At 59.9% G+C, this 23,552-nt stretch carries 23 protein-coding genes; 6 read left to right on the top strand and 17 right to left on the bottom strand.

Features of this window, described 5'->3' with window-relative positions; all coding sequences use genetic code 11:
- The first annotated feature begins 83 nt into the window (after positions 1 to 83).
- From GZH79_RS07750 to GZH79_RS07760, 3 genes are read left to right on the top strand one after another with little or no spacing between them, the layout of a single operon-like run.
- Positions 84 to 239 (top strand): NepR family anti-sigma factor, encoded by a 156-nt coding sequence (locus GZH79_RS07750; protein ID WP_211643218.1) that lies wholly within the window; start codon positions 84 to 86, stop codon positions 237 to 239.
- On the top strand, positions 239 to 793 hold the full coding sequence (locus GZH79_RS07755; protein ID WP_211643219.1) for an RNA polymerase sigma factor: 555 nt from the start codon (positions 239 to 241) through the stop codon (positions 791 to 793). Before GZH79_RS07750 ends, GZH79_RS07755 begins: the two co-directional genes overlap by 1 nt.
- Positions 793 to 2,544 carry a sensor histidine kinase gene (locus tag GZH79_RS07760; RefSeq protein WP_211643220.1) on the top strand — a complete coding sequence of 584 codons (1,752 nt, stop codon included), beginning with the start codon at positions 793 to 795 and terminating at the stop codon, positions 2,542 to 2,544. Before GZH79_RS07755 ends, GZH79_RS07760 begins: the two co-directional genes overlap by 1 nt.
- 360 nt (positions 2,545 to 2,904) lie before the next feature.
- Here GZH79_RS07760 and mscL read toward each other — a convergent pair whose 3' ends face one another.
- From mscL to pheT, 3 genes are all read right to left on the bottom strand, one after another.
- Positions 2,905 to 3,333, bottom strand: coding sequence for a large conductance mechanosensitive channel protein MscL (gene mscL / locus GZH79_RS07765; protein ID WP_211643221.1), 429 nt, complete (start codon positions 3,331 to 3,333; stop codon positions 2,905 to 2,907).
- Positions 3,334 to 3,458: 125 nt separating this feature from the next.
- Positions 3,459 to 3,905 carry a YtoQ family protein gene (locus GZH79_RS07770; RefSeq protein ID WP_211643222.1) on the bottom strand — a complete coding sequence of 149 codons (447 nt, stop codon included), beginning with the start codon at positions 3,903 to 3,905 and terminating at the stop codon, positions 3,459 to 3,461.
- Between the two features lie 15 nt (positions 3,906 to 3,920).
- The gene (gene pheT, locus GZH79_RS07775) at positions 3,921 to 6,317 is read right to left on the bottom strand and encodes a phenylalanine--tRNA ligase subunit beta (protein ID WP_211643223.1); all 2,397 of its coding nucleotides are present in this window, start codon (positions 6,315 to 6,317) and stop codon (positions 3,921 to 3,923) included.
- 254 nt (positions 6,318 to 6,571) lie between these two features.
- Here pheT and GZH79_RS19210 point away from each other — a divergent pair, with 254 nt between their 5' ends.
- Positions 6,572 to 8,194, top strand: a complete 1,623-nt coding sequence (locus GZH79_RS19210) for a Hint domain-containing protein (protein WP_211643224.1) — start codon at positions 6,572 to 6,574, stop codon at positions 8,192 to 8,194.
- Positions 8,195 to 8,224: 30 nt separating this feature from the next.
- Here GZH79_RS19210 and corA read toward each other — a convergent pair whose 3' ends face one another.
- The 7 genes from corA to GZH79_RS07815 all read right to left on the bottom strand — a co-directional run bounded on the left by corA (position 8,225) and on the right by GZH79_RS07815 (position 15,797).
- The gene (gene corA / locus GZH79_RS07785) at positions 8,225 to 9,193 is read right to left on the bottom strand and encodes a magnesium/cobalt transporter CorA (RefSeq protein ID WP_211643225.1); all 969 of its coding nucleotides are present in this window, start codon (positions 9,191 to 9,193) and stop codon (positions 8,225 to 8,227) included.
- A 374-nt stretch (positions 9,194 to 9,567) separates the two neighbouring features.
- Positions 9,568 to 9,861 carry a zf-TFIIB domain-containing protein gene (locus GZH79_RS07790; RefSeq protein ID WP_211643485.1) on the bottom strand — a complete coding sequence of 98 codons (294 nt, stop codon included), beginning with the start codon at positions 9,859 to 9,861 and terminating at the stop codon, positions 9,568 to 9,570.
- A 168-nt stretch (positions 9,862 to 10,029) separates the two neighbouring features.
- Positions 10,030 to 12,345, bottom strand: coding sequence for a phosphoketolase family protein (locus tag GZH79_RS07795; protein WP_211643226.1), 2,316 nt, complete (start codon positions 12,343 to 12,345; stop codon positions 10,030 to 10,032).
- Positions 12,335 to 13,483 carry an acetate kinase gene (locus tag GZH79_RS07800; protein ID WP_211643227.1) on the bottom strand — a complete coding sequence of 383 codons (1,149 nt, stop codon included), beginning with the start codon at positions 13,481 to 13,483 and terminating at the stop codon, positions 12,335 to 12,337. Before GZH79_RS07800 ends, GZH79_RS07795 begins: the two co-directional genes overlap by 11 nt.
- Positions 13,484 to 13,696: 213 nt before the next feature.
- On the bottom strand, positions 13,697 to 14,170 hold the full coding sequence (locus GZH79_RS07805) for a hypothetical protein (protein ID WP_211643228.1): 474 nt from the start codon (positions 14,168 to 14,170) through the stop codon (positions 13,697 to 13,699).
- Between the two features lie 115 nt (positions 14,171 to 14,285).
- A complete protein-coding gene (gene htpX, locus GZH79_RS07810; RefSeq protein WP_211643229.1) occupies positions 14,286 to 15,209 on the bottom strand; it encodes a zinc metalloprotease HtpX in 924 nt (307 codons plus the stop codon).
- Positions 15,210 to 15,323: 114 nt separating this feature from the next.
- Positions 15,324 to 15,797, bottom strand: coding sequence for an Lrp/AsnC family transcriptional regulator (locus GZH79_RS07815; protein WP_211643230.1), 474 nt, complete (start codon positions 15,795 to 15,797; stop codon positions 15,324 to 15,326).
- A 102-nt stretch (positions 15,798 to 15,899) separates the two neighbouring features.
- Between GZH79_RS07815 and GZH79_RS07820 the strand changes: the two genes are divergently transcribed.
- On the top strand, positions 15,900 to 17,336 hold the full coding sequence (locus GZH79_RS07820) for an aminotransferase class V-fold PLP-dependent enzyme (RefSeq protein ID WP_211643231.1): 1,437 nt from the start codon (positions 15,900 to 15,902) through the stop codon (positions 17,334 to 17,336).
- Positions 17,336 to 18,103, top strand: coding sequence for a class II glutamine amidotransferase (locus tag GZH79_RS07825; RefSeq protein WP_249219039.1), 768 nt, complete (start codon positions 17,336 to 17,338; stop codon positions 18,101 to 18,103). Before GZH79_RS07820 ends, GZH79_RS07825 begins: the two co-directional genes overlap by 1 nt.
- Before the next feature lie 67 nt (positions 18,104 to 18,170).
- Here the strand turns inward: GZH79_RS07825 and GZH79_RS07830 are convergent, their stop codons facing one another.
- Genes GZH79_RS07830 through GZH79_RS07860 form a run of 7 tightly spaced genes read right to left on the bottom strand, consistent with a single transcriptional unit; the run spans position 18,171 to position 23,549 of the window.
- A complete protein-coding gene (locus tag GZH79_RS07830; protein ID WP_211643232.1) occupies positions 18,171 to 18,908 on the bottom strand; it encodes an ABC transporter permease in 738 nt (245 codons plus the stop codon).
- A complete protein-coding gene (locus tag GZH79_RS07835; protein ID WP_211643233.1) occupies positions 18,896 to 19,624 on the bottom strand; it encodes an ATP-binding cassette domain-containing protein in 729 nt (242 codons plus the stop codon). Before GZH79_RS07835 ends, GZH79_RS07830 begins: the two co-directional genes overlap by 13 nt.
- Positions 19,621 to 20,295, bottom strand: coding sequence for a thiaminase II (gene tenA, locus GZH79_RS07840; RefSeq protein WP_211643234.1), 675 nt, complete (start codon positions 20,293 to 20,295; stop codon positions 19,621 to 19,623). Before tenA ends, GZH79_RS07835 begins: the two co-directional genes overlap by 4 nt.
- A complete protein-coding gene (locus GZH79_RS07845) occupies positions 20,292 to 21,236 on the bottom strand; it encodes an ABC transporter substrate-binding protein (RefSeq protein WP_211643235.1) in 945 nt (314 codons plus the stop codon). The genes tenA and GZH79_RS07845 overlap by 4 nt, the downstream gene beginning before the upstream one ends.
- Positions 21,233 to 22,198, bottom strand: a complete 966-nt coding sequence (locus GZH79_RS07850; RefSeq protein ID WP_211643236.1) for a HesA/MoeB/ThiF family protein — start codon at positions 22,196 to 22,198, stop codon at positions 21,233 to 21,235. The genes GZH79_RS07845 and GZH79_RS07850 overlap by 4 nt, the downstream gene beginning before the upstream one ends.
- A complete protein-coding gene (locus tag GZH79_RS07855; RefSeq protein WP_211643237.1) occupies positions 22,195 to 22,791 on the bottom strand; it encodes a thiamine phosphate synthase in 597 nt (198 codons plus the stop codon). Before GZH79_RS07855 ends, GZH79_RS07850 begins: the two co-directional genes overlap by 4 nt.
- Positions 22,788 to 23,549 carry a thiazole synthase gene (locus GZH79_RS07860; RefSeq protein WP_211643238.1) on the bottom strand — a complete coding sequence of 254 codons (762 nt, stop codon included), beginning with the start codon at positions 23,547 to 23,549 and terminating at the stop codon, positions 22,788 to 22,790. The genes GZH79_RS07855 and GZH79_RS07860 overlap by 4 nt, the downstream gene beginning before the upstream one ends.
- Positions 23,550 to 23,552 lie beyond the last annotated feature (3 nt).

Below are 23,552 nucleotides of genomic sequence, written 5' to 3' on the forward strand. Positions count from 1 at the left end.
CTGTCTTTGGAACCTAACGCCGATTGAAGCGTTTGGGTTCCTCATACAATATGTCTGAACCTTAATTAATAGCGGGCCCCTTAATGTCCAACGATCCACCGAGCGACAAGGCGCGTCAGCAGATTGATGCCAACCTCAAACGCGTCTTTCAAGCTCAAGAGCAGGCTGAGCTGCCCGATCGTTTGAAACAATTGCTAGAGAAACTGAAGGCCCAAGATAACGCTGCGGGGGGTCAATAATGACGGCTGATCCACGTGACGAACTGGTCGAACATTTGCCCGCCTTGCGGGCATTTGCTATTTCGCTGACCCGAAACGGGTCGACTGCGGATGACATGGTGCAAGATACGGTCGTCAAGGCCTGGACGAATATCGAAAAGTTCGAGCCCGGCACGAACATGCGGGCCTGGCTTTTTACGATCTTGCGGAACACGTTTTATTCCAGCCGGCGCAAGGCAAAGCGCGAGGTGGCGGACGTCGACGGCATCTTCACAGAGAATATGGCGGAAAAGCCAGCCCACGATGGCCACCTGCAGATGACCGATTTTCAGACAGCATTCGCAAAGCTGCCTGACGAACAGCGTGAAACCCTTATTCTGGTCGGTGCATCCGGGTTTTCGTACGAAGAGGCCGCCGAAATGTGCAAGGTCGCCGTCGGAACGATCAAAAGCCGCGCCAATCGTGGCCGCAAGCGACTGGCAGAGCTGATGAATCTTGATTCAGACGGACCTGTTGAGCTGACCGACAAAGCCACGGTCGCCGTCGTCAGTAACAACGGTAATTCTGCATTCTGATGCCGGATCGTCAGCCCGATAACGAAGAAACCTTTCGGTTTCTGCGCGGGCTGCCGTTCAGGGTCGTAGCGTTCCTGTCGCTTGCATTGCTGCCGATCGGTATGCTGGCCGTCTGGCAAACCAAGGGGTTGGACGAAACGCTTCGGGAACGCACCGAACTTAGCCTTGTGGCGCTGACGGAATTGGCCGCATCGGGCGAACGGCGCGCTATTCAGGCCGCCGTCGGATCGGCCCGCACCCAAGCGGCAATGTATGAAACACTGATGGATGATCCTGAACGTTGTCGGGCGGCACTGGGTAATCTGGTTGATCACAGTTCGATTTATCGTTTCGTCGGGTTCATCCCTGTAAGCGGTTCGATCGTCTGTTCGTCACAACGGTCCGAACTTGAAAATTCTTTTCTCGATCAAAGGGTCATGGCGCTGACGGAATCCACCGTGCAGTCATTTTTGCCGGTCGTCATCCCGGACGCGGAACCATCCCAATATGCGGTGTTACTGCAACCGATATTCGTCGAAGACACCGTTATCGGTCAGGTTGCCATTGCCATGCCAGCCGACGTCCTGTCCCAACAACGCGACATGATCTTTGACCGCGAACCGCGTTCGATGGTCATCTACAACCAAGGTGGAGAGATTATCTCTGCCCAGGGTGAACCCATTGCGCCCGATGTGATCCAGTCACTTGTTACGCCTGATCAGACCGGATCAATTTTTGATCCCCAACGACGTGTAATCAGGCACCGCACAGCGAACGACAGGGCCCAGCTTTTAACGACGACGTCGCTTGTGCCCGGTGTGGCCTATGCTGTCGGAAGCTGGTCTGAAAGCAACAGCGGCCTTGGATCAAGCGCATCCATGTTCCCGACGTTCTTTTTGCCTGCCCTGATGTGGCTGGCCAGTCTGCTGGTCGCCTATTTTGCCGTTCACCGACTTGTCGTGGCGCCAGTTCAGGATCTGCAAAAGCGGATGCGCCTGTTCGCTGTGAACAGATCGCTGACCGGAACGGCCCAGACAGAACGCTTGCCCACCGAACTGTTTGAACTGGAACAGACGTTCAGCAACATGGCTTACGACCTGCTCGACGACGAAGCCCGTATGGAAGATTCGCTGCGCGAAAAGAATGTGTTGCTGAAAGAGATCCACCATCGGGTGAAAAACAATCTTCAGATGATATCGTCGATCATCAACATGGAAGTGCGGGCCAGCAACGACAGCTTTGCGCGGGATACGTTGAAAAGGTTGCAGGCCAGAATTATCGGACTCGCCACAGTGCACCGGTATTTATACAAAAGCGAAAATCTGGGCCGGACCGACGCCGCGCCGCTGATGGAAGAAATCTGCAATGTGCACTTCGATCGCTTGGCAATAACCCATCCCGGCGCCGATATATTACTGGAAGCTGACAGTTTCAGCCTTATCCCCGATCAAGCCGTCCCGCTTGCCTTGTTCGTCGGAGAAGCCGGCGCACAGGCGATCCGCAAGATGCCTGATCCGTCGGATGAAGCAGGCGTCTTTCACATAAGCCTCAAGATCGTTGCACCCGGTATGGCCATGGTCCTATGCCGCAGCTCGTGCAGCGACGTGCCGGACGACACGCGGGATACGGACAGCACCATTGGGCAGCAGTTGATGCGCGCATTTGCAATGCAACTGGGCAATACCATCGAAATTACACAGACAGACGGGATAAGAACCGTGTGCCTGACGTTTGCCGTGACAACAAACTTGCCTGACGCGCTGGATTACTGAACGAAAACCCGCAACAGGATTGTAGTTGTAAAAATAGCGCAATCGCGATCACGTAAACTTTAATTAGATTAGCCCGGAACCATGCCGGCGAAACCGTGTTGAACCGGGATCGAACCGAGAGGCAAAGCATGACTATCGAAGTTTTTCTAGCCAGTATGGCTGCCGTGGGACTGGCAGCGATGTTGATCTATGTCCTGACAAGAGCGCCGGACGGAACGGAAGCACGCAACAGTTCGGTTCGTTCGGATCGTGATGCAAAACCTGCAGTGCGGCGACAGGACTGATCGTCACGACCTTCGTCCGAAGCCAAAAAAGCCTGCCATAATGGCAGGCTTTTGGTTTGCGTCAGGCACTATTGTTTTACTTGCGAAGACTGTCGCGGATGTCCAACAGCACGTCCAGTTGCGACGGTCCGGTTTCAACATCCGGTGCGATGTCATCGGGCCGTTCTGCTGCAGCCTTCAGGCGGTTGACCGATTTGACCAGCATGAACACGACGAAAGCAATGATCAAAAAATTGATGCAAGCTGTGATGAACGCGCCATAAGCAAAGATTGCAGCGCCCGTTTCGCGCGCAGCATCCAGCCCTGTCCCCGTTGCAACATCGCCGGACAGTACGACGTACATCGACGTAAAATCGACACCGCCCAATACCAGCCCAATGATCGGATTGATCAGATCACTGACCAGCGACGTCACGATTGCGGTAAATGCCGCCCCGATGATGATACCCACCGCCAGGTCCATGACATTGCCCTTGGCAATGAAGTCCTTGAATTCTTGTAGCATTATAAATTTTTCCTATGAAGTGATCGGCCCCTCTGCGATCGCCAAAAGGATTAGCCACGTTCCATTACAAAAGAAACAAGTTTTTGTGAGAGGCCGGTCCGCATCAAACGAATGCCCGCAACGGGCTAGGGTTTGGACAGCGTGCCCGTCAGCACATAGCGCAGGATTTCGGCCACCTGTTGCGGCGTTTCCACCACCGCCAGCGCAGCCGCGTCAATTTCCTTAAGCGCGTGCTGATGATCCGCGCCATGCATCACGACCAGCGACTTGCCCAGCGCAGCGGCCATGCCAGCATCAAAAGCCGCATTCCACTGTTTGTACTGGTCCCCAAACCTGACGACCACGATATCAGCGGTTTCGATCCCATGCCGGGTACGGATCGCGTTCAGCTTGGCCCCTTTGTGGTCGTGCCAAAACTTCTTGGGCTCTGCCCCCATGATGGCAACGCCACAATCATCCGACGCCGCATGATCTGTCACCGGTCCGGCAAAGTCCACGTCCAGACCCTGCGCTGCCGCAATGATCTGGTCGCGCCAGTCGGTATGGATTTCACCTGAAAGATAAACCTTCATCGTCGGAACCTTTCCTTAACTGCGCAGGGTGCCGTTCGTGGCTTTGGTCACCTTGGCCACGATCTGGGCCACGACCGCTTCGATCTGTTTGTCGGTCAAAGTGGCGTCCGTGGGCTGCAAACGGACAGTAAAGGCGAGCGATTTCTTGCCTTCGCCCAGACTGCCGCCGATAAATTCGTCGAACAGACGCACGTCGGCAATCAGGGACTTGTCCGCGCCAGCTGCGGCATTCAGCAGTGTCTGCGCAGGCACGTCGGCATCGACCACAAAAGCAAAGTCGCGTTCGACCGCCTGCAAATCATTGGCCTGCAGCGCCGGGCGCGTGTTCGTCTTGGCACGCGGCAACGGCACCTCTGCCGGAAACAAGGTAAAGGCGACCGCCGGTCCCTTGACGCCCAGCGCGGTCAGCACCTTGGGATGCAGTTCACCGAAGACGCCCAGCACCTTTTTCGGGCCAAGGCAGATCTGGCCGTGACGTCCCGGATGGAACCACGCCGGTCCATCGCGCATCACTTGGGTTTTGGCCGGGGCACCGATTGCGGCCAACAGTGCCTCTGCGTCGGCTTTGGCATCGAACAGATCGACGGGTCGCGAAGCACCATGCACATCCTTGGGACCAGTCCGTCCGATCAGAACACCGGTAACACATGGTGCCTGCTCACCGGGTTCACCGCCGGTGAAGATGTCACCGACCTCGAACAGGGCCATGTCGGCAATGCCGCGCGCCTGATTGCGGGCTGCAGCCTGCAACAGCCCCGGCAGCAGCGCAGGGCGCATATGTGACATTTCCGAACTGATGGGGTTTTCAAGCCGCGTTGCATCCGCGCCACCGCCGAACAGCGCAGCAGACGCCGCATCAATGAAACTGTAGGTCACGCATTCGTTGTAGCCCAGCGCCGCCGCCGTGCGTCGTGCTGCCTGCGCGCGCACCTGCGACGGTGTCAGGACAGGTTTCGGAACACCGGGCTGCGTCCGGGGCAACGGTTTACCCTGCAATTTTGTCAGGGACGCGATGCGCGCGACCTCTTCGACAAGGTCGGCTTCGCCCTGCACGTCAGGGCGCCAGCTTGGTACATGCGCCTGATCGCCGTCGATGACAAAGCCCAGCGCGGTCAGTGTCGCACGTTGCGTATCGGCCGGAATATCCATCCCGACCAGACTGACGACGCGGTCGGTGTCCAGCGTATAGCTGCGCGCCACATCCGGCACGGCACCGGCGGTCACCATGTCGCTGGCCTGCCCACCTGCGTGGTCCATGATCATGGCACAGGCATGATCCAGCCCGGTGGGTGTGAACACCGGGTCGATCCCGCGTTCAAATCGGTAACGCGCGTCAGAGTTGATCTTGAGCGCGCGCCCGGCATAGGCGATTTGCACCGGGTCCCAATAGGCGCTTTCGACAAAGACACGCGTCGTTTCTGGCGTGCAGCCGGTCGCGTCGCCGCCCATGATCCCCGCGATGCTGACGGGACCGCTGTCGTCTGAAATGACGATTTGGCCTGCCGCAAGCGTATATGTCTTTTCATCCAGCGTACGGATTTCTTCGCCACCTTTTGCGCGATGGATGCGCAGATCGCCCGACAGCTTATCGGCATCAAAGACATGCAGCGGGCGATTCAGGTCATAAGTGTAGAAATTCGTCACATCGACTAAAAAGCTGATGGGTCGCAGCCCGATGGATTTCAGGCGCTGCTGCAACCAGTCCGGTGACGGGCCGTTCGTAACACCTTCGATCAGACGCCCGCAGAACACAGGACAGCCATCAGACGTATCCTCTGCGATCATGACGCCGACCGCGGGTGTGCCCTTGCCCTGCACAGGCAGTTCCGGCAGGGGCCGCAGCGTACCAATCCCCCGTGCCGCCAGATCGCGGGCCACGCCGCGAACGCCCAGCGCATCGGGACGGTTCGGCGTAATCGCAATTTCGATGACAGGATCGACGCGGGCCGGGTCGTTCTGCGCCAGCCAGTCGGCAAAGCTTTGGCCGACATCGCCGCTTGCCAATTCGATGATGCCGTCGTGTTCTTCGGACAACTCCAGTTCGCGCTCTGACGCCATCATGCCAAAGCTTTCGATCCCGCGGATTTTGCCGACCCCGATGGTCGTATCGATGCCCGGCACATAGACGCCCGGATGGGCCACCACGACCGTGATCCCGGCCCGCGCATTGGGCGCGCCGCAGATGATCTGCTGGGTGCCATCGCGGGTGTCCACCTGACAGACCTGCAACTTGTCGGCGTCAGGGTGTTTTTCCGCCGACAGCACATGGCCGATGGTGAAATCGCGCAAACGCTCTGCCGGATTTTCGACACCTTCAACCTCGAGCCCGAGATCGGTCAGCGTCTCGGCGATCACCTCGACAGAGGCATCGGTGTCCAGATGGGTTTTCAACCACGACAAAGAAAATTTCACGGATCCGGTCCCCTGATTGGCACAATGCATGGCTGTCCTAGCCCATCGCGTCGCGGGGGAAAAGCCGGACCGGCAAACCAACGCCAAGGAGCGTGTCTGACCCAAAGTCGCAGCGTACAGCACGCACCTTCGCTGCAACCCATGCCGTTAGAAGAAATCGCCATATAAACAGCCAATTTTGGCCACCGTTAACGCATAAGCAAAGGTCGCTTGCGCATAGTCATCCGGTCGTCAAATTATAAAAAGCACGTTCCATGGCAACAACATTCGAAGTCATCTATCTTGGCCAGCTGGCGATTATAGATTCCGAACAGAACAACGAAGAGACTGCGGAAAACGCAGACGCCCTTGCCGGGCCGACTGCCATTTATGGATCAGAAACCGATCCGCTGTATAATCAGATCGGCACGCTGACACCCGAACGCCTGCTGGAAGACGACAACGATTCATACGATGTCGACAACGTGGGTGGTTACGACAGCTTTAGCATCGACGGCGGCTCTGCACAGCTTTTCGATGCGGTCGCGATATACAATGCGACGATCACATATATCGACGGAACGACAGCCGATATCACAGCCGTGGTATTTCAGGACGTCAACGGAAACACCTACCTTGCCCCGGAACTGACGCTTAACAGCGATCAGGCGGCACTGACCGCCATGCCGATCATGTCGCTGCAACTGGTTTCAGTCGCCAGCTATACCGGTGATTTTGTCGGCGGGTCCAGCACCGGCGACATGGATGCCGACCGGATCGCGGGCGATTTCAAGGCACCGGTCGATGGCGCGGAAATCGGCGAAAGCATGACAGTCGGTTATACGGATGCCGATGGCGACAAGGTCACCGAAGAAAACGATCTGATTTTTGCCAATGGCGGCGACGATACCGTCGACGCGGGCGGCGGGAACGATACGATTTACGGGGGCACCGGCAACGACACGCTGACCGGCGGCAGCGGCGACGATAAGCTTTTTGGCGGGTCGGGAAACGACACACTGACCGGGGGCACCGGCAACGACACATTCGGCTTTGACCGGTCCGGCGGGGATGATGTTGTCACCGATTTCGATCTGGGCGACGCCGACGGTGACGGGTTTTACAACGACCAACTGGACGTATCAGCGCTACGGAATCTGGATGGCAGCCCCGTCAGCGCGTTCGATGTTACTGTGTTGGACGACGGAAACGGCAATGCGGTTTTGGTCTTTCCCGAGGGCGAAACCATCGTCTTGCAGGGGGTGGCCCCCGCTCAGATGGCGACCGCCGGGCAACGCTTTCTGGCAGGCATACCTTGCTTTACCGTTGGCACCTTGATCATGACGCCCCTCGGCCATGTCCCCGTCGAAACATTACGCCCCGGTGATCTGGTCGACACCATGGACAACGGACCGAAACCATTGATCTGGGTCGGTCGCCGTGATCTGGACGCCACTGCCCTGACAGAAAATCCGAAACTGCGCCCTGTCCTTATTCAAGACGGCGCATTCGGAAACACCGCTCCGCTTATTGTGTCGCCACAGCATGCCATTTTGACACGGTCCGCAGATAGCGGCGATCAGCAGCTTGTCCGCGCGACCCATCTGGCCCGGATGGACGGCGGTACTGTCCGTATCGCGCGTGGGAAACGGCACGTCAGCTATATCCATATCATGTTCGAACGCCATCAGCTTGTTAAATCAAACGGCATCTGGACCGAAAGCTTTTTTCCCGGCCCACAAGCGCTGGCCATGATGAAGACGCCGGAAATACTGGAATTATTTTCGCTGTTTCCGGAACTGAACTTTGGGGCCGTGCAGGCCTTTGGCCCGACAGCCCGCCCGGTCGTACGGCGCAAGGATTTGCCAGACAATCTGGCACGGATGCAGATGTGTTGATCCGATCGCCCGAAATTAACCGATGAACCTTTACAGCCAGCCGCGATATTTGAAGTAAAGATAGGGCAGGATGGCCGCCGCGATCATCAACCCGATCGCAAAAGGATAGCCGAACAGCCAAGACAATTCAGGCATGTATTCAAAGTTCATGCCATAAATCGAAGCGATGAGTGTCGGCGGCAGGAAGATCACGGCAACAACCGAAAAAATCTTGATCGTCGCGTTCTGTTCGATGTTGATCATGCCAAGGCTGGCGTCGAGCATGAAGGTGATTTTTTGCGATAAAAAGCCGGAATGATCGGTAAGCGAGCGCGCGTCCCGCGAAAGCGTCTTGATACGCTCACGCAAATCTGGCCCAAGTCCGCGTTCCGACGCGACATGACCAAGGAACCCCGCCAACCGTTCAAGCGTGATCAGGCTGTCCCTGATGTGCGAATTCAGATCCCCCTTGCGCCCGATCTTTTCTAGAACGCCTTGGAAATTCCGACGCACAGACGTTGTGTCAGACTTACGAAAGATACTCGCAGATATCGCGTCGATATCACGCCCCGCCCGTTCCAGAACATCGGCCAGCCTGTCTATAATGACCTCAAGCAGGCCAACCAGAACAGTATCCGCATCCGGCAGCTTCATCGCGGTCTTGCGTGCCTGGGTCGGAAATGTCGTAAAGGCGCGGGGATCGTGATAGCGCACTGTGATCAACTGCTTGCCGGACAGGATGAACGAAACGGGGGCCATCTCGGGATCGTCATCATCGGTTTGTGCCGGCAGTATCGCCGTCATGAACGATGACTCGTTCTCCCGGTAAAGACGTGACGAAACCTCGATCTCCTCCATGTCGGCACGGTCCGGAATAGTGATCCCAAGGCGGTCGCCCAGCGTAGCAACCTCTTCAGGGCTCGGGCTCACAAGATCAATCCAGGTGGCGTCAAAGTCTGGTGTTTCGTCAATATCGCCGGGCTGCAGTCGGTTCTGGACGGTGTTGAATATGCGGATCATGCGTTTCTTTGCCTTATCGCAGTGAATTTCTGACCTCGTCCGCGCGCCGCCATGCGAAAGGTGGCGCACAGAGCAGCGACGCAATCATCAACAGGGCTGTTATTGATCGCTGACACGCGCAACGCGCACTGTTGCAAAGGTCATAAAGCCATCTTGAACCCAAGTGTGAGACTCGATGACGTTGCCAACCGCGCGTCTAATCCGTGACCCTGAAAAAGCCCGACCCTTGGGGGATCGGGCCGGGTTACTGCAAGCGTCGCTTCGATTACCGCGATCTGATATGGGCGCGACCCAAGGAAGTCAGGCACACGGTTGGAAAAACCAGCACTCTTTCGCTGCCAGGGCGCTGATGAAAAGCAACGCGCACTTTACGCTTAGAAGTCGAACAGTTCGCCCAGAAAGCCCTTTCGCTTTTTCTCGTGGCCGTATCCGCCCTGATAGCGACGCCTGTCATCTTCACTTCGTCGATCATCGTCGTATCGACCCTCGGCGCGCCGGGGCGCCTCTTGCGGTGCAGCCGGAGGCCGTGATTGGGCGGAGGCACGCTCGATGATCTTGTCAAGTTCGCCCCGGTCGAGCCACACACCGCGGCATTGCGGACAATAATCGATTTCGACGCCGGAACGGTCCGTCATGACAAGTTCGGTTCCGTCAAGTGGGCATTTCAAGATGCGGTCCTCCATAACTATCTGGGTTTTCATCTGGTTATAAAAAGCGCGTTTTCAAGCATGGCCCGCCTGATCCGGGCCACGTCGCTGCCGCATAGGCCAGCATGGGGGCCGACATTTTACGGCAAACTTCGGCAAGACGCGCGGTCCTTTCAGGGGGTGCACAGTTCAGCGGTCATCACTCCAGCGCCACTCCTTGATCTCTGGAAGGTCCTCGCCGGTGCGATGGCTCCAGTCATGCTGCCGTTGCCGCATTTCGTTCACGTAGCCGCGCAAAGCATCAGCCGCATGACCGCTTCGCCCTGCTCTGTCCAAAGCGTCGAGGGCAATCGTGAAGCGATCAATCCCGTTCATCGCCGTCATGTTAAACGGCGTCGTGGTCGTGCCCTTTTCGCGGTAGCCGTTGACGTGGAACAGATGGTGGCCAGCGCGGCGATACGTCAGCTCGTGGATCAGCCCAGGATAGCCGTGATGATTAAAGATCACCGGCGCATCGGTGCCAAAGACAGCGTCGAAGCGGTCGTCGCTCGCGCCATCAGGGTTCTGACTGGGCGGCTGAAGCGCCATCAGGTCAACGACGTTGACGAAGCGCAGCGCCATATCCGGCAAGAACCGCCGCAAGAGTGTCACCGCCGCCAGTGCCTCCAGCGTCGGCACGTCTCCGGCTGCGGCTATAACCGCCTCAGGCTTGTGATCGTTCGCAGCCCAGTCCCAGATTCCAAAGCCTGCCGACAGGTGGGCACGCGCGGCATCAAGCGGCAGCCACTGCGGCTCTTGCTGCTTGCCAGCGACGATGCAGTTCGCGCGGTCAGTGGTCGCCATGACCTGTTCCACCACGGCCAGCAGGGAATTCGCGTCGGGCGGCAGGTAGAGCCGAACCATTTCGGCACCCTTGGTCGCAAGATGATCAAGGAATCCGGGGTCCTGATGGGTAAATCCATTATGCTCCTGCCGCCACACATGGCTCGATAGTAGCCAGTTCAGCGATGGGATCGGCGCCCGCCATCCCGTCTCTTTTGCCTCACGCATCCACTTGATGTGCTGGTTGGCCATCGAACCGACGATATGGATAAAGGCCTCGTAGGAGTTAAAGAGGCCATGCCGCCCGGTCAGCAGGTAGCCTTCCAACCAACCTTGGCACAGATGTTCTGACAGCACTTCCATGACCCGGCCTTGGGGCGACAGCGCAGCGTCCGTATCGCGCACCGGACCGGGTGCGAAACGCGGCGAAGCGTCAAAAACGGCGTTAAGCTTGTTGGATTCGGTCTCGTCCGGCCCGAACAGGCGGAAGTTGCGCGGATTGCGCCGCATCAGGTCGGCCAGCCAGTGGCCCAGAACGGTCGTGGCGCTGCCATTTACGGCACCCGGCGCATCGAACGTCAGGGCGTGGTCCTCTGCCCGCGGCAGGTCCAACGGCACAGTCAGCCGCCCACCGTCCGCATGGGGTGTCGCGCCGAGCCTGCGACCGCCTTCGGGGACCAGCGTCAAGACCTGCGGCGAGGGCCGACCCTCTGGAAACAAGTCATCGGGGCGGTAGCGGCGCAGCCACTCCTCTAACTGGCGCAGATGCGGCCCTTCTTCGCGCGGCACATCCAAGGGGACCTGATGGGCGCGAAAGGTTCCCTCGACCTGCTGGCCGTCGACATCTTGCGGTCCGGTCCAGCCCTTGGGGCTGCGCAGGACGATCATTGGCGGCCGCCCTTCTCCATCGCGCACAATGCGGGCGTGGGCATCAAGGCAAGCGTCCATCGCTGCGGCCATGTCGCGATGCATCTGTTCCGGCGCGTCGCCTTCGACAAAGATTGGCTGCCAGCCGTAGCCGTGGAACAGGGCGTCGATTTCTTCTCGCGCCATCCGCCCCAACAGCGTCGGTGCGGCGATACGATAGCCGTTCAGGTGCAGCACAGGCAGGACGAAACCGTCGCGTCCGGGGCGCAGGAAACGGTGGGAATGCCAGCTCGTCGCCAGCGCACCGGTCTCGGCCTCTCCGTCGCCGATGGCGCAGAGCACCGTCAGGTCCGGGCTGTCAAAGGCCGCACCGGTCGCGTGGGCCAGCGCATAGCCAAGCTCACCCCCTTCGTGGATAGAGCCCGGCGTGGGCGCGGCGGCATGAGAGGGAACGCCCCCGGGAAACGAAAACTGCCGGAACAGCGCGCGCATCCCATCCGCGTCCTGCGGCACGTCGGAATGACGCTCGCTATAAGAGCCGTCGAGCCAGGCACCGGCCACCATTGCGGGGCCGCCGTGGCCGGGACCGGCGACGAAAAGCATATCAAGACCCCGTTCGATGATGACCCGGTTCGCATGCGCCTGCATGAATGTCAGGCCCGGCGTGGTGCCCCAGTGGCCCAACTGGCGGGCTTTTATATCTTCGGGCGCTAGCGGCCGCATCAAAAGCGGATTGTCCATCAGATAGATCTGCCCGACTGACAGGTAGTTGGCCGCGCGCCACCAGGCGTCGACGGCGGAAAGATCAATGCGCATGGTCGTCCTCTTGGATCAGGGTTGCGGCGTGGTGCGCCATCATCCGTTCCTCCTCGGTCGGCATCGCGCGGATTTGCACCGCGCTGTCCGGTGCAGAGACGATGGCAGCGTCTTGCGTATTGGCATCGTCGTCCAGCGACAGGCCCAACCATGCAAGTTCCGCCACGATCCGCTGCCGTATCACCGGCTGTTCCGCCCCCGCACCGCCGGTAAAGACCAGCGCATCAAGACCACCAGCCGAAACCGCCATCTCGGAAACGGCCTTGGCCGTGCGACGGCAGAAAAGCGCGACAGCTGCCTCTGCCTGCTGGCTGCCGTCGGGCAGGATATCGCGCAGGTCAGAGGAGATGCCCGAAACGCCCAACAGCCCCGAGCGGTGCCAAAGCAGGTTCTCAAGATCGTCGCAGCTCATTTCCTGCTTGAGCGCGTAGAGCAGCAGTCCGGGATCGACCGCGCCAGAACGGGTGCCCATCATCAACCCGTCCAGTGGCGTCGCACCCATCGAAGTGTCGACGCTTTGGCCGTCGAGGATCGCGCAGGCGCTCGAACCGCCCGACAGATGCAACGACACGATGCGTCGGCAATCCGGCGCTTCCGCAGCCATCTTTCGGGCGACCCAGCCGTGCGACAGACCGTGAAAGCCATAGCGGCGGATGTCGACGAACGGCACCTCGGGGGCGACCGGGATCTGCCGCGCGACAAGAGGCATGTCATAGTGAAAAGCGGTGTCAAAGACAGCGATCTGCCGCAAACCGGGTCGCTCTTCAGCCAGTCGCCGTACGACCGACAGGCCTGCTGGCTGGTGGACCGGCGCGAGCGGCGCAAGCGTGTCCAGCCGCGCGATCTCTGCCGCGTCAAGCCACGCTGCCGCCTGCGCCGTCTGACCGCCGTGAACGATGCGGTGAACGGGGATGGCGCCCTCGCCCTCTCGCTTGATCAGCAGCGCGGCGATGGCGGGAAAGTCAGCCGGATCGTCGACATCAAGCACACCCGGCGCTTCGCCAGGGCGACCCAGCGCCACCGTCTGCGCCACCGACAGATCGATCCCACCCGTCCACGCTGGCGTGGAAGCGCCAGCAGGAAACAGCGCGAAGGCTAGGCTGGAAGAACCGACATTGAGGCATAAAAGCGAAGGCATGACGATAGGCGGGACCGATTAGGCATGTTCATGACTAATGCTGCATGGCGGGGAAGGGTTCCACGGGCTGCGTGACTGGCTTGGCCTTTGACCGTCGCGGTGGACGCCTGTTTGAACTTGTTGGAAACGGACCGAAGGCTTCCGCCAGATCGCTGATGCCTTCGATGACGTAGTCTGTCGTACGCATCGCTGCATTCCTACGGGGTCACGGATTCATTCCAGGGTCGCGTCGAATTCGATCACTGCGCGTCCGTCGTCTTCGACCGGGGCAATCACGATTTTGCCGTTGCTGATCCCCGATCCCGAAAACTCGACAACCTTGTCAAGAATGTCGCCCTGCTCTTGATCAATCGCATAGCCAGCAAGCCTTAGTTCCTCTTCCCACTCTTCCAGCAGTTCGTCGGGATCGCGTTCGGTGGTGAACGAAAACATCCGCAGGGACGATCCGATCGAACGATCCGTGATGACTTCCATGTCGGCGGGTAGCTCCAGCACCTCTGGCAACCATTCTTGTTGATCCTCTTGGGCGTGCAGCATCATGTGATGGGGCCAGAACACCATGACGGCGATCAAGAAGCTGCAGATCAAAGCCCGAAGCCCCAGGATGTGCGACTGGATCAGGCGAACGGCGCCATCACGTCGCGCAGCGGGTCTGCGTGCGGGGTAAGTTGTGTCTGAATAAGTCATCAGGGAAAGCTAATTCGCCGTCGCGTCTCGGCAATAGGCGACGGCTTCGGCGCACACGTGCTGAACAAAAGGCGTTCAAGCGGCGGCCACCGCTCCAATCGCGCCAAGCTAGGGGTTAAGACCATGGGCCCGGACGGCTGCGTTTCCCTGCCTTGGGGATGCTCGTTTTTGAAAGTGGCTTAGATGGCGCAGGCCGGGATTGATCGACCTGCCCCACCATGTCGCGCAAAGCGGCGATGCGGTTTTCGGTCGCAGGGTGGGTCGCGAATAGGCTGTCGTGCTTGTGCGCGTGCAACGGATTAATAATGAACATATGCGCAGTTGCCGGATTACGTTCTGCTGCCGCGTTATCGATCCGGCTGGCCCCAGAGGCGATCTTTTCAAGTGCGGATGCCAGCCAGAGCGGATGACCACAGATTTCGGCACCAGCCTTGTCGGCTGCATATTCCCGTGTCCTGCTGATCGCCATCTGCACCAGCGCAGCGGCGAACGGTGCGGCGATCATCATCAAGATCGTGCCGAAAAGGCCCAGACGCTCGCGCGAACCGCCGAAGAAAAGCGCGAAATTGGCCAGCATCGAAATCGCACCGGCAAAGGTTGCGGTGACTGTCATGATCGCGGTGTCATGGTTTCGGATGTGGGCGAGTTCGTGCGCGATGACGCCTGCCAACTCCTCGCGGCTGAGGCTGCGGATCAGGCCGGTTGTCACGGCCACAGCGGCATTGCTGGGGTTCCGTCCCGTTGCAAAGGCATTGGGCTGCGGCGTGTCGATCAGGTAAACCTTGGGTTCGGGCAGGCCTGCGTTCCGCGCGAGATCTGCGGTCATGGCATAGATCCCCATCCGGTCGCCAGGTTCCAACGGTTGGGCATTATGCATCCGCAGGACCATCTTGTCCGAATTCCACCAGGTATAGACGTTCATGGCTGCCGCGATGATCAAAGCGATCACAGCCCCGCCCACGCCGCCCAGCAGATAACCCAACCCCATGAAAAGCGCGGTCATCGCCGCCATCAGCATCGCTGTCTTGAAATAACTCATCGTCGTCTCCGAACCGTTACCCGCTGGCACCAACGAAATATGGGTGGGTTATTGCAGGGTGCAAGCATTTGCGGTTTCCGGAAAGAAGCAACTCAGCCGAATGTCATCGCTCACTCAAACCGGCAAATCGCGTTGGTCGGCGATGGCTTCCATGGCGATGTAAGAGGTCACGGTTTCCAATGCCGCGCCGTGAATAAGCCGTTGATAGATTCCGTCGAAATCGTTCATGTCCTGTGCCACAATCTTCAGCATGTAGTCGTAATCCCCAGCTATACGGAAAACGTCGACAATATTTTCGATACCTAGCACCGTCTTGCGAAAGGTCTTCAGCCAGTCCGGCGAATGATCCCGCGTGCGCAGCATGACAAAGACCGTCAGGCCAAGCCCGATTTTTCCGTGATCCAGTCGAAGCGTTTGGCCCGTGATGATGCCCGCATCCTTTAATCGTGCGATCCGACGCCAACATGCATTTTGCGACAGGCCGACGCGGTCGGCCACGTCGCGCTGGGACAATGATGCGTCCTTCTGCAGCACCCGCAGAATGGCGGCGTCGATTGAATCAAGAGTATGAGAGGTTGATTGGGTCATATGATAGAAAAAGCCGCAAATTATGCATGATTTAGGTAATGATCATAGCAGATTGATAAGGCAATGTCTCATGCAACCGGAACAAACTGCGAGACTTGACCCATGGACGACCTTACTGACCTGTACGACCGGTTTCGCAACGATCTGATGCAGAACGGTGCAATCAAAGCCCTGCAATCAGGCCTGATCGGAGAAGGCGCGATGGTGCCCGGTCCCGGTGGGCCGCAGCCGTTGATTTATGCCGATTACGTAGCGTCGGGCCGTGCGCTGAAGCAGATCGAAGACGCTGTGGTCCGGGACGTGCTGCCCTACTACTCCAACGCCCATACCGAGGCGTCGTTTTGCGGGCGTCACATGAACCACCTGCGGGCCAAGGCGCGGCATATCGTGGGCGCGGCTTGCGGTGCGGATGACAATCATGCGGTGATTTTCGCCGGCGCAGGAGCAACCGCAGGGCTGTCGAAACTGACTCGCCTGTTGGGGATCGATACGATGCTGGCAGAAGGGCAGCGCCCGCTGGTGCTGATCGGTCCGTACGAGCATCATTCCAACATCCTGCCTTGGCGCGAATCCGGCGCCGAAGTGATCGAGATTACCGAAGCCACCACCGGCGGACCGGACATGGACGATTTGGTCGCGCACCTAGATGCGGGCAAAGGGCGTCCGATCATCGGTGCCTTTTCTGCCGCATCGAACGTGACCGGCATCGTCAGCGACGTTGCCGTGATTACCCGGATTCTCAAGGATCGTGGCGCAATCAGCATCTGGGATTATGCGGGCGGCGGCCCCTACCTGCCGATCGACATGGGTTTGGGCATGGATGCCGTGGCTATATCGCCGCACAAATTCATCGGCGGCCCCGGCGCATCGGGTGTTCTGATCATGCGCCGCGACGCTGTCAAACGCGACCGGCCGACCAGCCCCGGCGGCGGCACCGTCCGGTTCGTGTCGCCTTGGGTGCAGGACTATTTGCTTGATGTCGTCACACGCGAGGAAACCGGCACACCAAACGTGATCGGCGATATCCGCGCTGCGCTGTGCTTCGTTGTAAAAGACGCGATTGGTGCGGGCCGTATGGCGAACCGATTGGAAAATCACCGACAAAGGGCGCGCACAGCGTGGCGCGGTCTTGCGGGACTGACCCTTCTGGGCAACCCGGATGCGCCAGCCCTGCCGATCTTTTCGTTTCTGATCCGCGATGCCGATGGCGCGGTGGTGCATCCCCAGCTTGTCTGTCGCGTCCTGTCGGATCATTTCGGCATTCAGGCGCGCGGCGGGTGCGCCTGCGCTGGCCCTTACGCCCACCGGCTGCTGGGGATTGATCGCGCGCAATCAGACCGGTTGCGGGCGGATATTCTTGCGGGCCATGAGATCGCAAAACCGGGCTGGACCAGACTCGCATTTTCCGCCCTGATGGAGGATGCCAAAGCCGACCGGATCATTGACGCAGTCGCCCGCGTCGCCCGCGATCCAGATGTCTACACCCGCGATTACACCGTGGATGAAAGCACGGCGCGTTTTTCGCCGAAAGCCGCTTGATGTGCCGGTTTCTCGCATGGACCGGGGCGCCCCGCTACCTTGACGCATTCGTGCTGAACGGTGACCGGTCCCTTATCGTTCAGAGCCGCGGCGCGTTGATTGGCAAAACGCCCCTGAATGCCGACGGCTTCGGCCTTGCATGGTATGGCGAGCGCGAAACGCCCTGTATCTACAAGGATGTGAACCCCGCCTGGTCGGATGCGAACCTCGAACAGATATCACGGCACACCCGATCCGGTCATTTTCTGGCACATGTGCGGGCCTCGACATCGATGGCGACGTCGCGCAACAATTGCCATCCGTTCAGTCTTGGCCGGTGGAGTTTCATGCACAATGGTCAAGTGGGCGGGCATCTGAGGCTACGGCAGGACCTTGACGGCATGATACCGGCGGACTGCTATGCGCACCGGTTTGGCGCCACCGACAGCGAGGCGATATTTCTGATCGCCGCCGGTTATGGTCTGGACCGCGATCCCATCGGGGCCATGATGCAAGCGGTGGGCGACGTCGAATCCCTGTCACGCGCCAAAGGCGATACGCCCCATATGCGGTTTGCAGCCTGTTGGAGCGATGGACGAACACTTTACGCCGCCCGATATGCGTCCGACCGATTCCCCCCAGCCTGTTCTATCAAGTCCGTGCTGACGGCATCGTCCTGTGCTCTGAACCGCTGGATGGCGGCACCGCTCCGTGGACCGAGGTCGAGGCCGGCACAGCGATCGAAGTGGAGGGCAAAACTGTCAGACGGCATCGCTTTCAGCCAATGACTGCTAACCTTGAAACCGGAACCGTCACCTGATCACCCCGCAAAGGGCCAGCACGCTTTGATCCGTTTCAGGGGGCCGGACTGACAAGCTTTTCCAAAGTGGCGAACAACAACAGGCTCATGGCCGCAAGTACGGACAGGGCTGCAAACATCAGGTCGGTCTGCCCCCGCCCATTCGACATAAGCATCAGATAGCCCAGACCGCGCGAAGACCCGACCCATTCCCCGATGATCACGGCAAAGGGCGCGTAAACTATGGCGAGCCGGAGGCCCGAGATCAGCGCCGGAAGAGCATTCGGGACCTGTAGCAGGAACAACCGCCGCAGCGGCGTTGCGCGCATCTGATGTGCCAGATCCACCAGCGGCGCTGGCAGTCGCATGAGCCCATCGAAAAACGCCGATGTGACGGGGAAATAGATAACCAGCATGACGATCACGATTTTTGACGTCCCACCATAGCCCAGCCATAGCGTCAGGATTGGCGCCAATGCAAAGACCGGCACCGCCTGTGCAAAGATCAGCATGGGGCGCAGCATCAGCCGCGCCACAGGCGACAAGGCAAGGTTCAACGCCGTGGCCACACCAAGCGCCACCCCTGCCGCCATTCCGACCAAAAGGTTGGTCGCGGTGAACCGGGCGTGCTCTGCCAGAAGCGCGGCGTTGACCCACAAAGCTTCACCAACGCGTATCGGGCTGGGCAGAATGAAATGCGGCACGTCCGTCAGCCAGACCACGACCTGCCAAATGCTCAGGGCGACAGCCAAAGCCAATAGGGCGCGCAGGGGGGCAGCATTCAGCCAGCGCATGCGACTTTACCAGTCAGGCGGGCCAAAAGTGCGGCCTGTGCAGCCAGTAGCGCTGGCGCCCGAAAGTCGCGTGGGGTGAACCCATCGGGTAGCGACAACATCTCGGACCCGTCCGGCCCCAAGAGCCAAGCACGATCCGACAATCGCAGCGCTTCGAGTGGATCATGGGTAATCAGGATGACTGTGCGTCCCTTAAGCAATTTGGCCGCAAGGTCCTGCATCGCCAGCCGGGTGGCGGTATCGAGTGCAGAGAATGGTTCGTCCAGCACAACCACCGGCGCGTCCTCTATCAGCACGCGGGCCAGCGCCACGCGTTGACGCTGCCCCCCCGACAGTTCGGACGGTCGACGATGCGCCAGCCCGGCCAGCCCCACCTGTTCCAGCAGCGCGCGGGCGCGCGATCTGTCCGGCCGTGCCCCGCGCAGTCTTGCGCCGATGGTAACATTTTGAACCGCATCCGCCCACGGCATAAGCTGTCCGGACTGCGCCAGCAGCGCGACACGTCCGGTCAAGGGCACGCCATCGCCCGTTTGCAGCCTACCGCGTAGATGCTGCGTGCCCGGCAAACCCGCAACAAGCCGTGCGATGGTGGATTTGCCGACCCCGGACGGCCCAAGCAGGCAGGACCACCGCCGGGCGGGGATCTCTAGCGCCAGATTGCGGATCAATGCGGCGTCGCCAATCCACAAGTCGCCACGCACATCAAGCGACGTCATGTGCCGTTGAACCCCATCTGCCAAAAGCCGACTTCGAGCCGCGTGGCCGTGGCAAAGCGCTGCGACAAGTGTTTGGCGCGCGGCAGGCTGGTCCAGTCCGGCCCCAGCCGATGCAAAAGCGCACCGTCGATCAGCGCGCCGACATTCCCGCACAGGGCTTGATATTCTGCACCGGCATAGGTCTCTATCCACTCGGAATAGGGTCCGCCACTGCCCGAAAGCCGCGCGCCGATTTCACCGTAGCCCAGCACACAAGGGGCGAGGGCCGCCATCAGGTCAAGAAAATCGCCCGAATATCCAGCGTCCAACACGTAGCGGGTGTAGGCGAGGTTCGCAGGCGCCTCTTCTGTCGCTTCCAGTGCGGCGGCATTGATGCCTTCACGGGCACAGATCTGCACATGCAGCGGCATTTCATGATGCACCAGCGCCTGCACAGTGGCCGACGCCGCCTGCATTTCTGCCAATGTTTCGGCCTTTGCTGCTGCCAACGCCCATGCCCGGGCAAAGTGGATCAGAAAGACGTAATCCTGACGGAGATAGTGCAGGAAACGCGGACGCGGCAAGGTGCCGGTCCGCAGCCCTTCGACAAAAGCATGGTGGGTATAGGCATTCCAATGATCCGCCTCGGCGCGCCAGTGGCCAAAGGCCGTTCCATAATCAGGTGCGATCATGGACGCTTCGCTGTCAGGTCAATGGCAAGATCATCCACGGAAAGCCCGCCCTGTGTCGCGCCGCGTTCGGCCAGAAACGCCTCGAACCGGGCATAGCGTCCGGCGTCCATCGCGGCAGGCCGGGTGGCAAAGCGCGGCCATGTGTCATCCCATGCAAGCGTATTCAATTCTGTCTGCAGCTCGGACGCCGTGGCCGCGAACTTGTCCCATGCGTCGTCAGGGTTGTTGAGGATATAGCCAGCCGCACGTTCAGTCGCATCCAGAAAACGTGCGATGGCATCGGCGTCCATCCGTTCCGGATTGGCGACATAAATCAGCTCGTCATAGGCGGGCACGCCGTCGGCCTCTGGGTAAAAACAGCGCCCCTTGGTGCCTTCGATCTGCAATTGGTTCAGCTCAAAATTGCGAAACGCCCCAATCACAGCATCGACCTGACCCGACATCAGCGCAGGCGAAATCGACCACCCGATGTTGATCTGCTCTGCATCGTCCGGGGCCATATCGTGATGGGCCAGCATCGCGTCCAGCATGACCTCTTGCACACCGGACACCGCAAAACCGACCTTGCGTCCGCGCAGGTCCGCAATTTCCTGCACAGGCCCGTCGGCCAGCACGACAAGGCAGGTCAGCGGCGTTGAAATCAGCGTTCCAACACGGCGCAGCGGCAGATCATTGTGGCGGCTCAGGTGTAGCTGGGGCTGATAACTGATCGCAAGATCGACACGACCTGCCGCAGCCATGCGCGGCGGGTCATTGGGATTGGACGGGGTGACGATTTCAACGTCCAGCCCTGCGTCGTCGAAATAGCCCAATTCCTGTGCAAGAATGATTGGCCCATGATCGGGATTCACGAACCAGTCCAGCATCAGCGTCAGGCGGTCCTGGGCTTGCGCTGGTATGGCGATCATTCCCAGGCACAGTGCGGCGGCGAGGTGTTTCATGATATATCCTTTTGGTTTGTCAGGGCCAGCAGAGTGATGTCACCCGGCCAGCGGGCTTGCAGGGCCGCGCCCGCGTTGTGTGCGCGCAGTCCCGTTGCGCAGGCCAGAACGACGCGCGCATCTTTGGGTGGGATCAGGGTCGCGATTGCATCCGGTGGGACGTGTCGGGCTGCATCGCAGAACGGTGGGGCTTCTGTGCGCAGGTCGACGATCATGTCAGACGGTCGGATCTGGCTGCGCGCAATAAAGGGCAGCGATTGGTCAGGTTCCGGTGCATCGTCAAAGCGAAAGCCCCCCATGCGCCATGTCACGGTGTCCATGCTGATCAATTGCCCCAGCGGAGACGGTGTAAGCTCCAGCAAAATCGACAAGGCCATTTGCGCCTGCAGCGCCCCGATCGCGCCCACGACCGGCCCCATTACGCCCGCTGTGGCGCAGGTGGCACCGCGTTCCGGCAGATCGGGAAAGATAGCGCGCAAAGAGGGATATCCCCCGCAGCAAGCCGCCACATAGCCCGATCGCGCCAGCGCCGACGCGGTGACGAGCGGTGTGCCATGTGCCAGACAGGCATCCGAAAGTGTCAAGCTGGCGGCGAATGTATCTGCGCAATCAAGCACAAGGTCCGCCGCAACAAGCGCTGGCGCGTTGGCCGGGTCGAGCATCTGAAACAGCGGTGTGACCTGCACGTCCGGGTTCAGCGCGGCAATCGCCGCTGCGGCGGCCAATGCTTTCGATTGGCCGATCTGATCCATACGATAAAGCGGCTGGCGGTGCAGATTGTGTTCTGCGACGGTATCGCCATCAACCAGCGTGATCCGCCCGACGCCAGCCCCAGCCAGATATTGCAGCACCGGCACGCCAAGCCCCCCGGCGCCGACCACCAGCACATGCGCGCGGGTCAGACGATCCTGTCCGGCCTCGCCGATCTCGGGCAGGATCGTCTGACGGGCATAGCGGGTCATGCGCAGACCCTCATCCACTCGCGTATCCGGCTTTCAGGTTCGGGATTGAGCGTGATATCTGTCACGACCGAAACAAGGTCCGCCCCGGCAGCAAACGCACCTTCGGCGCGGTCCACGTTCATTCCACCGATGGCGCAAAGGGGGATGTCGCCCACCAGCCGCTTCCACTCTGTCACCCGGTCAAGCCCCTGTTGGCGCCATTTCATCTTTTTCAGGATCGTTGGATAGACTGGACCCAATGCGACGTAGTCGGGCGACAGCGAAAGCGCGCGGTCAAGTTCGGCATGATCATGTGTGGAAATACCCAGACGTAGCCCCGCGCGGCGAATGGCAGGTAGATCGGCGGTGTCCAGATCTTCTTGCCCAAGGTGCAGCCAGTCCGCACCTTCGTCGATGGCGATCTGCCAGTGATCGTTTACCACCAGCATCGCGCCATGCTGTCGCGTCAGGTCAAGCGCTGTCCGGATGTCGTTGCGCAGGTCCGCGTGCGGGCGTTCTTTCATGCGCAATTGCACCATCGTTACACCCAACGGCAGCGCGCGCTCCAGCCACGACACAGAATCAAAAATCGGGTAGAACTTGGGTAGCGTCATAGCCAGGCCTTTCCAATCACCGGGGTCGATGGCTGGGCCATATCGCGCGGGTCCATCGGGTCTGCGGCACGGGCCAGCTGTCCTGCCTGCACCGCCAGCGCAAAGGCCCGCGCCATCGCGACGGGATCACCCGCCTGGGCAACTGCGGTATTCAGCAACACTGCGTCAAAGCCCATTTCCAGCGCATCTGCCGCCTGGCTGGGCAGGCCAAGGCCCGCATCAATCACCATCGGCACATCGGGAAATGCTGCGCGCAGGGTCCGAAGCCCGTAACGGTTGTTCAGGCCCAGCCCTGACCCGATCGGGGCGCCCCACGGCATCAGTACCTGCGCCCCGGCGTCCAGCAGGCGCCCGGCCAGCACTTGGTCTTCGGTCGTGTAGGGGAAAACCTCGAACCCGTCGGCGGCCAGCGTTTCTGTCGCTTCCAGCAGGCCAAACGGGTCGGGCTGCAAGGTATCGGCATGGCCAATGACCTCAAGCTTGATCCAGTTCGTATCGAACAGGTCCCGCGCCATCTGCGCCGTGGTCACCGCCTCGCGCGCCGAATGGCAGCCAGCAGTGTTGGGCAGGACATGCACGCCCAAGCTTTTGATGATCTCCCAAAAGCCCTGCGCCTGTCCGCTTTCGCGGCGCAGCGATACCGTCGCGACCGATGCGCCAGAGCCACGAAAGGCTGCTTCCAGCACGGCGGGCGACGGGTATTGCGCCGTGCCCAGCATCAGCGGGGTGTCAAGCGTGACGCCATAAAAATCGCGCATGAT

The sequence above is a fragment of the Loktanella sp. SALINAS62 genome (assembly GCF_018263905.1).
In the GTDB taxonomy this organism is placed as follows: domain Bacteria; phylum Pseudomonadota; class Alphaproteobacteria; order Rhodobacterales; family Rhodobacteraceae; genus Loktanella.

Excerpts from the sequence above, each read along its gene's own strand:
- GZH79_RS07825 (WP_249219039.1), top strand. The coding sequence starts at position 17,336 with ATGTGCCGGTTTCTCGCATGGACCGGGGCGCCCCGCTACCTTGACGCA.
- GZH79_RS07815 (WP_211643230.1), bottom strand. The coding sequence starts at position 15,797 with ATGACCCAATCAACCTCTCATACTCTTGATTCAATCGACGCCGCCATT.
- GZH79_RS07860 (WP_211643238.1), bottom strand. The coding sequence starts at position 23,549 with ATGCGCGATTTTTATGGCGTCACGCTTGACACCCCGCTGATGCTGGGC.
- corA (WP_211643225.1), bottom strand. The coding sequence starts at position 9,193 with ATGATCCGCATATTCAACACCGTCCAGAACCGACTGCAGCCCGGCGAT.
- GZH79_RS07750 (WP_211643218.1), top strand. The coding sequence starts at position 84 with ATGTCCAACGATCCACCGAGCGACAAGGCGCGTCAGCAGATTGATGCC.
- GZH79_RS07800 (WP_211643227.1), bottom strand. The coding sequence starts at position 13,483 with ATGCCTTCGCTTTTATGCCTCAATGTCGGTTCTTCCAGCCTAGCCTTC.
- GZH79_RS07855 (WP_211643237.1), bottom strand. The coding sequence starts at position 22,791 with ATGACGCTACCCAAGTTCTACCCGATTTTTGATTCTGTGTCGTGGCTG.
- GZH79_RS07835 (WP_211643233.1), bottom strand. The coding sequence starts at position 19,624 with ATGACGTCGCTTGATGTGCGTGGCGACTTGTGGATTGGCGACGCCGCA.
- GZH79_RS07805 (WP_211643228.1), bottom strand. The coding sequence starts at position 14,170 with ATGACTTATTCAGACACAACTTACCCCGCACGCAGACCCGCTGCGCGA.
- GZH79_RS19210 (WP_211643224.1), top strand. The coding sequence starts at position 6,572 with ATGGCAACAACATTCGAAGTCATCTATCTTGGCCAGCTGGCGATTATA.
- GZH79_RS07755 (WP_211643219.1), top strand. The coding sequence starts at position 239 with ATGACGGCTGATCCACGTGACGAACTGGTCGAACATTTGCCCGCCTTG.
- mscL (WP_211643221.1), bottom strand. The coding sequence starts at position 3,333 with ATGCTACAAGAATTCAAGGACTTCATTGCCAAGGGCAATGTCATGGAC.
- GZH79_RS07795 (WP_211643226.1), bottom strand. The coding sequence starts at position 12,345 with ATGCGCATTGATCTTTCCGCCGTCGACGCCTGGTGGCGCGCGGCCAAC.
- tenA (WP_211643234.1), bottom strand. The coding sequence starts at position 20,295 with ATGATCGCACCTGATTATGGAACGGCCTTTGGCCACTGGCGCGCCGAG.
- GZH79_RS07820 (WP_211643231.1), top strand. The coding sequence starts at position 15,900 with ATGGACGACCTTACTGACCTGTACGACCGGTTTCGCAACGATCTGATG.
- GZH79_RS07845 (WP_211643235.1), bottom strand. The coding sequence starts at position 21,236 with ATGAAACACCTCGCCGCCGCACTGTGCCTGGGAATGATCGCCATACCA.
- GZH79_RS07760 (WP_211643220.1), top strand. The coding sequence starts at position 793 with ATGCCGGATCGTCAGCCCGATAACGAAGAAACCTTTCGGTTTCTGCGC.
- GZH79_RS07850 (WP_211643236.1), bottom strand. The coding sequence starts at position 22,198 with ATGACCCGCTATGCCCGTCAGACGATCCTGCCCGAGATCGGCGAGGCC.
- GZH79_RS07770 (WP_211643222.1), bottom strand. The coding sequence starts at position 3,905 with ATGAAGGTTTATCTTTCAGGTGAAATCCATACCGACTGGCGCGACCAG.
- GZH79_RS07830 (WP_211643232.1), bottom strand. The coding sequence starts at position 18,908 with ATGCGCTGGCTGAATGCTGCCCCCCTGCGCGCCCTATTGGCTTTGGCT.
- htpX (WP_211643229.1), bottom strand. The coding sequence starts at position 15,209 with ATGAGTTATTTCAAGACAGCGATGCTGATGGCGGCGATGACCGCGCTT.